Origin of the sequence: Cryobacterium sp. MLB-32 (genome assembly GCF_000738085.1) — a bacterium.
Classification (GTDB): domain Bacteria; phylum Actinomycetota; class Actinomycetes; order Actinomycetales; family Microbacteriaceae; genus Cryobacterium.
Genome location: NZ_JPRS01000301.1, coordinates 1 through 5,681 on the forward strand (window position 1 = coordinate 1; position 5,681 = coordinate 5,681).

Sequence of the window (5,681 nt, forward strand, 5' to 3'; positions counted from 1 at the left end):
CCACCAGGAGGCGACGACCTGCACCATCGACAAGACAGATACAGTCACGTCCATTCAGAACGCAATCGGCTGCAACAACTTCGACGTGGTCAGCCTCGAAGACGACATCGACCTCTTCGTAGATGATGAGGGAGCCATCAACGGTTCCCCACTCAACCTCGGGCTAACCATCATCGCTCATGCCCTAGGAACCCCGGCGGTTCTGTTCGGCAACGCCATCGCCCTCCGATGTGACCCGAACACCGGGGACAGCCGAAGCCTCACCGTCGAGCAGCTGCACCGGCTCACTCAGGCAATCGAGACGAAACCAGGCCCGGAGGTCATCGAACGCCTCTCGATCAGCCTCGCCCCACTCCCCGCCATCGTTCAACTCCTTCGCACGCTTTGAGTACCGACGGCTGGCCTGACACTCGTCAGGCCAGCCACCGGCGAGCAGGTTCGCCCAAGCTCAGTCATCGCCCAGAAGAAATATTGGAGTATCAGTGGATTCCGTCAACGCACAGCTCTCAGGGCAACAGAACGGGAGAGGCGACAGCATGCAGCACAAGCCACTGCGGGGGCCGTCACGGAGGCCGGACCCTGATCGAGCCGCTACGCGGCGCTGTAAAGGCCTGCTGTTCTTACCTGTCTGGCTGATCACCGTAGCTCCCTACCGTGCCTGCGTTCCGGGCTTTCGCGGCATATCCTCACTGCGCTCCGGTATTCCACGACCCGGAACTCCGCCACTCCCGGTCGCTATCGATTTCTCTTGCCAGCCGGGCAAAAAAATTGTTGGTAGAGAGGGAGCGACATCATGAATGAGCTGGTGACGGTATTCAGTAAGCCAGCGTGTGTTCAGTGCACGATGACATACATAGCGCTCGATAAAGCAGGCGTCACGTACACAGTCGTCGACGTGACCGAAAACACAGCAGCCCTCGAATACGTGACGGAAGACCTCGGCTACAGCGCCGCACCCATCGTGGTTGTCGACGAGCACAACCACTGGTCCGGGTTCCGCCCCGACCGCATCACCGCCCTAGCCCAGAGCAGAGCCCTCGACGCTTAGGACACACGACGGACCTAGCGCAGGCTACTGCGCCCCACAATCAGTGCCCCTGGCGGTCCTCTCTCCCCGCCCGGGGCGTTTCCGCGCCCCGGCATCAGAAGCGATCCGTGCACGGACGTCGACGCTGGGCCAGACTGAGCGACATGAATCTAGACAGCGGGGGAGCGATGAGTCGAAGCGACTTCGAGGAGGCTCTGTCCCGCGCCGTCGCAGGGGAGCCGCTTAAGGGCGCCGGAACGGGGCCCTTCAACGTCGTCCTGCACGAAGTGGCGACTTCAGCAGCCGGCTCGGATGCCCGTGCCGACGCTATCGAGGTCGCCCGCTTGGTCTACAACCAGCTCGACCCGGAGCGCGACAACGGGATCCCCTGGAGTGGTCCGGCCTGCCCCGCCTGCGGTACCTAGATGAACGTCGAGATCATGCCCACGAGCCAAGGGCTCAAAGGCTGCCAGTGCTGCCCCCAGTGCGACCTCGTCCTCCTGATACCGGACCTGTTCGCGATTTAGGCCCGCAGCGACGCTTCGGCGCCGGAGTCAGGCCACTCACGGTCCGCCCCGCGGTGTTAGCAAGCTGCTCCCTAGGTGAGAGCGAGCGAGTCGCTCACGCCGGCCCACGCGTATGACTCGATGGCCTCGCCAAACGTCGGGGCCAGGGTCCGCTCAGCCAGAACCTCCTTCAAAGCTAGGTCGAACAGCTGCACCGCGCACGTGTTGGTCGCAGGATCGACAGAGAATTCCAGCCGTACCCGGTGACCATCGATCGACCCGAACACAATCGCGCCGAACGGCCCGGCAGCCTGCGCCGTGTACGTCACGAACTCGGCACCGCTTTGCGTCAGCTGCGCGTTGACTAACGCGACTAAGGGTTGCGTGTCTCGCACGGTCATCACGTTTACCTGTGGTCGCGAGTCCGGGGAGCTGGAGGCACTCTGGTTCGCTGCTGCTCGTTCGACAGCCGATGCCCACACCCACGCGCGGTGGATACCGCTGCTCTCCCATTGGACGTACACGGCCCGTGGAGTCCACGCCAGGGCCCGGCCGTGCACCTGGTCGGCGGTGGCGGGATATCTCACCCAAGCGCGCACGGCGGTGGGTTCGCTGGCCAGGGCTGCGGGTAGGTCGCCGAGCTCCGCGGCTGTGAGGCTGTAGGGACGCACGACAAAAGCGCCCCCATGCTCGGGTTCGATCTGTTCGAGGGTGTCAGCTCGCACCGTCTTGTGCTGGCCGGGGCTGCTGGGTGTTTCGTTCGGTCCCATAAATATATTAGAACATAGGTTCGAAATAATCGGGATTTCCTAGGGCGCGTGGCCTAGAGCTAGCGCGCCCGGGGCGCGCTCCTCCGCGCCGACGGCGAAGCAGCACGAGCGCTGCGCGCCGAGAACGAACTGGGCAAGCTGCGCGAGCAGCTCGACCCGGCCCGGACGGCGCAGGACGCCCTCCAAGAAGAAGTCAGCTCATCGCAAGGGAACGTAGCCACGGCCATGCCCTCGTCTGGACGCACCGCGCTGTCTACATTCAGTGGCAGAGCAGGGAAGTCCATCGACTGTGGGTCTGGGCATCCGCGGTCGACCGGCTGTAACCTCACATCATGTGCGGCAGACTCGTAGTCCCCAACACCCTTGACGAACTTCTGAGTGTCTTCGACGCTGTTGGGGGAGACTTCCACAACTGGAGCCCCAGTTGGAACATCAAGCCAACCCAAACAATCCCCGTCGTCATTCACTCGGCCAAGGGCACCGCAGACACTGTGCGCCGCGTTGAGCCGGCGCGATGGTCCCTGACGCCCTCTTGGTCCAAAGAGCTCAAGACCAAGTTTCCGACCTTCAACGCCCGGTCGGAAGGCATCACTGAGAAGGCGACGTGGCGCGGCCCGGTCAAAACGCACCGTGCCCTCATCCCGGCCACCGGGTACTACGAGTGGCAGACGGACCCCGCCACGAAGAAGAAGACCCCGTTCTACATCCACAGCGCCACCGACGACGTCCTCGCCCTCGCGGGACTGTACTCATGGTGGAAGGACCCTGTGAAAACTGCCGAGGATCCGACCCCATGGACGCTTACTGCCACGATCTTGACTTCGGGGGCCGTTGACGAGCTCCTTCACATTCACGACCGGAACCCTGTCCCGCTGCCGCGGGACTGGTGGGACGACTGGCTGAACCCCGACCTGGTCGGCGATCAACACTTCGTCGACGCTGCCATACAGGCCGCACTGCCTGTCGCTGCGCGGTTGGACATCGTCGAAGTTGCACCGCTGCCGTCAGGCGACGATGGGGCAGACCTGATTATCCCCGCCGCAATCGATTAATGATTCACCCCCTGTACGCCGGTGACGGGCCAGATACAGAGGGGACCCGGGCGCCACAGATCCGGCGATTCTGGATGGACGACTCCTACCGATACTCAAGAGGGCCATGGGACAGCAGCGGTCCTCGGGCACCGGGGTGCTGTGAGTCGAGGCAGGGAACTGTACCGGCACCTGACCGCGACAGCCTTCAACTAGGGCGGTCGGTATGCAGCGCCACCATCCGCTGTGGACTCCGGTCTCGGCTAGTGGGTGCTGACGTACCAAATTATCAGCCCGGCGCAGATGGCGACGAGCTTGATGATCTCTGCCTGTCGCTTCTCCTTCGCCTTCTGGGCTCTCTTGCTGGGCCGGGTGGCGCGGGGCTTCGCCGCCGTTGGCTGGCGGGTGCGCGTGGTTGCCGGGGAAGCCGTAGTGCGCGGCCGTAGGGTGACGGGTGGTGTCGCCTCGTCCACGACGCGGTCGCTGAGCGCGTGGAAGGCTGCGGCGATCTCGGCTGGTTCTTCTAGGGAGTGTGGGCCCGCGTGCCAGGTCCCGGGTTGCGCTGCCGCGGCGACGATGACGGCGACCTGCTGGACGCTGAAAACAGGACGGCCGCTGACGGTGGCGCAGAGGTCGCGGGAGTCGATGATGCGCAGTTCGACACCGTCGCCCTCGGGCGGTGCCTTGCGGGTGATGCTGGCCGGGTCGACGAGAGCGATGACACCGCAGACGGGGATTGTCATCCCGGTGGCCAAGGAGAGCATCTTCTCCGCGCGTTTCGCTTCGTGGCTGGCGTTCCGAATGTAGGGCTGCTTGTGATTGCCGACCATGAACCCGCGCCCGGCGACCCAGATTTTCTGGCCCGCATGCCGTTTTGTATTGATGGTGAACACCCCGGCTTGGCTGATGACGACGTGGTCGATGTCGCTTTCGCCCTTCCCGACGGGAACGGAGTGCAGAACGGTCCATTCCGGGCCGAGCTGCGCGAGGTGCGCGCCGACCTGGATCTCTCCGAGCGCGCCGATCCGCCATGGCCCGGCGGCGGCTGTCAGGAGCACGGCGCCGGTCTCGGGGACGATCTCTGCGGATTCCGCTTGGCGGCGGAGCACCTCGATCATGAGGCCCTGCCCGGGGACATTGCCCCGGAGATCCCGGATGACCCGGGGCGCCGCTCTCCGCCCGGCTTCGGGCGTGTGCGGGCCCGCCGGTGCCTGCTCTGCTTCCGTCTGGCTTGCTGCCTGATTCCCTCCCCCCTGGGATTCCATCACTACTTCCGTTCGCTTGGGTCGCCGAAAAGCAGGCATTGAAACTTGTCTGGATATTCGGCGATGTTGTGGATGCAGTGCAGGCCGGAAACGCGGGAACCCGTTCCGTCCGACTGATTGCTGACGCCCCAGAGGTTACCGCTGGACTGGATCGTTTCCCTAGTTCCCAATGGTCGGTAAACCAAGAACAGCCGATGCTCCGCAGGTCCACGGCGGGTTTCTAGACCTAGAACACTTCGTCAACCTGAAGCTCAGCCCTGCGCATAGGTGGCGAGCGGTTGGGGCTCAGGCGCAAGGAACTCGCACGATCACGCGGCCTCGCACATCCTGGGACGGCAAGTTATCGGCCTGAAAGTGACTCACCGGCCTAGGTCTAGGCCCCGGTCTCGTTCTGGAGTCGACGCCCTGTGTTCACGGCCCTCGGGTTCCGCGTGCTTCCCACGCACGCGGCTCCAGGCCGCAGGTGTGAGGTAATTGCGCTTGTTCACATCGACAATGCGCTGCAGCTCGGGATCGAGTGCCGGAGAGCCGTGATAGTCCGTAGATGGATCAACCTCAGGCCGCGCCATTTCTGCGTGAACCTCGGCAAGCGAGGCAGGCGGACGCTCGCCCGCGGAGATGGCCTTCGCACGCAGCTCCGCAAAAAACTCAGCGCCAGCTCCTGGCATCCCAGGGTGATCCATCTCCTCGAAGAGCCGACCATCCTCGGTGCACGTCACACCATCGCGCTCGACGTAAGTCACGCCATCGATGTGGTCATCAAGCATGCGATCGAACTTGCGCTGCTCCTCGCTCGCGCGAAAATCATCCGCGAGCAGCCCTGGAGCGATGGCGTCCAGCCCATCGTCGTCACAATCGATGCGAATCAAACGGCCTACTCAATTCGATGAGAAACGCAGTACCGAATCGGGGTGTGTCGCCGCCTGTTGTTCTCTCTGCGGCCTAGGTATCAGTAGCTCTAGCCCAGTTGAGGTTGAGTGCTCCGCGCTTCCCGACGAGCCAGCGTCTGCTGTTCGCAGCTATGCGGTCATTCATCCAAACCCCGTCTTGTACCTCTTGGCCAATGATGAGTAGCCGGTTCG

7 protein-coding genes are annotated in these 5,681 nt (G+C 63.6%); 5 read left to right on the top strand and 2 right to left on the bottom strand.

Annotated features, from left to right (window positions below):
- The 3 genes from JF66_RS17870 to JF66_RS17880 form a co-directional block, all read left to right on the top strand.
- Positions 1–388, top strand: a 388-nt coding sequence (locus tag JF66_RS17870) for a DUF3846 domain-containing protein (protein WP_035880140.1), incomplete at its 5' end; no start/stop codon positions are given.
- 405 nt (positions 389–793) lie between these two features.
- Complete coding sequence (gene nrdH / locus JF66_RS17875) at positions 794–1,048, top strand: glutaredoxin-like protein NrdH (protein WP_035880141.1); 255 nt, start codon at positions 794–796, stop codon at positions 1,046–1,048.
- Between the two features lie 143 nt (positions 1,049–1,191).
- Positions 1,192–1,452: a hypothetical protein gene (locus JF66_RS17880; RefSeq protein WP_156109898.1), complete on the top strand. Its 261-nt coding sequence runs from the start codon at positions 1,192–1,194 to the stop codon at positions 1,450–1,452.
- Positions 1,453–1,625: 173 nt separating this feature from the next.
- On the opposite strand, the gene JF66_RS17885 is transcribed toward JF66_RS17880, so the two are convergent.
- A complete protein-coding gene (locus JF66_RS17885; RefSeq protein WP_035880143.1) occupies positions 1,626–2,303 on the bottom strand; it encodes a hypothetical protein in 678 nt (225 codons plus the stop codon).
- Between the two features lie 332 nt (positions 2,304–2,635).
- Between JF66_RS17885 and JF66_RS17890 the strand changes: the two genes are divergently transcribed.
- Positions 2,636–3,355, top strand: a complete 720-nt coding sequence (locus tag JF66_RS17890; protein ID WP_035880144.1) for an SOS response-associated peptidase — start codon at positions 2,636–2,638, stop codon at positions 3,353–3,355.
- Between the two features lie 242 nt (positions 3,356–3,597).
- Here JF66_RS17890 and JF66_RS21925 read toward each other — a convergent pair whose 3' ends face one another.
- The gene (locus tag JF66_RS21925; RefSeq protein ID WP_197059476.1) at positions 3,598–4,599 is read right to left on the bottom strand and encodes a nuclease-related domain-containing protein; all 1,002 of its coding nucleotides are present in this window, start codon (positions 4,597–4,599) and stop codon (positions 3,598–3,600) included.
- Between the two features lie 575 nt (positions 4,600–5,174).
- Between JF66_RS21925 and JF66_RS24570 the strand changes: the two genes are divergently transcribed.
- Positions 5,175–5,489, top strand: coding sequence for a hypothetical protein (locus tag JF66_RS24570; protein WP_035880146.1), 315 nt, complete (start codon positions 5,175–5,177; stop codon positions 5,487–5,489).
- Positions 5,490–5,681 lie beyond the last annotated feature (192 nt).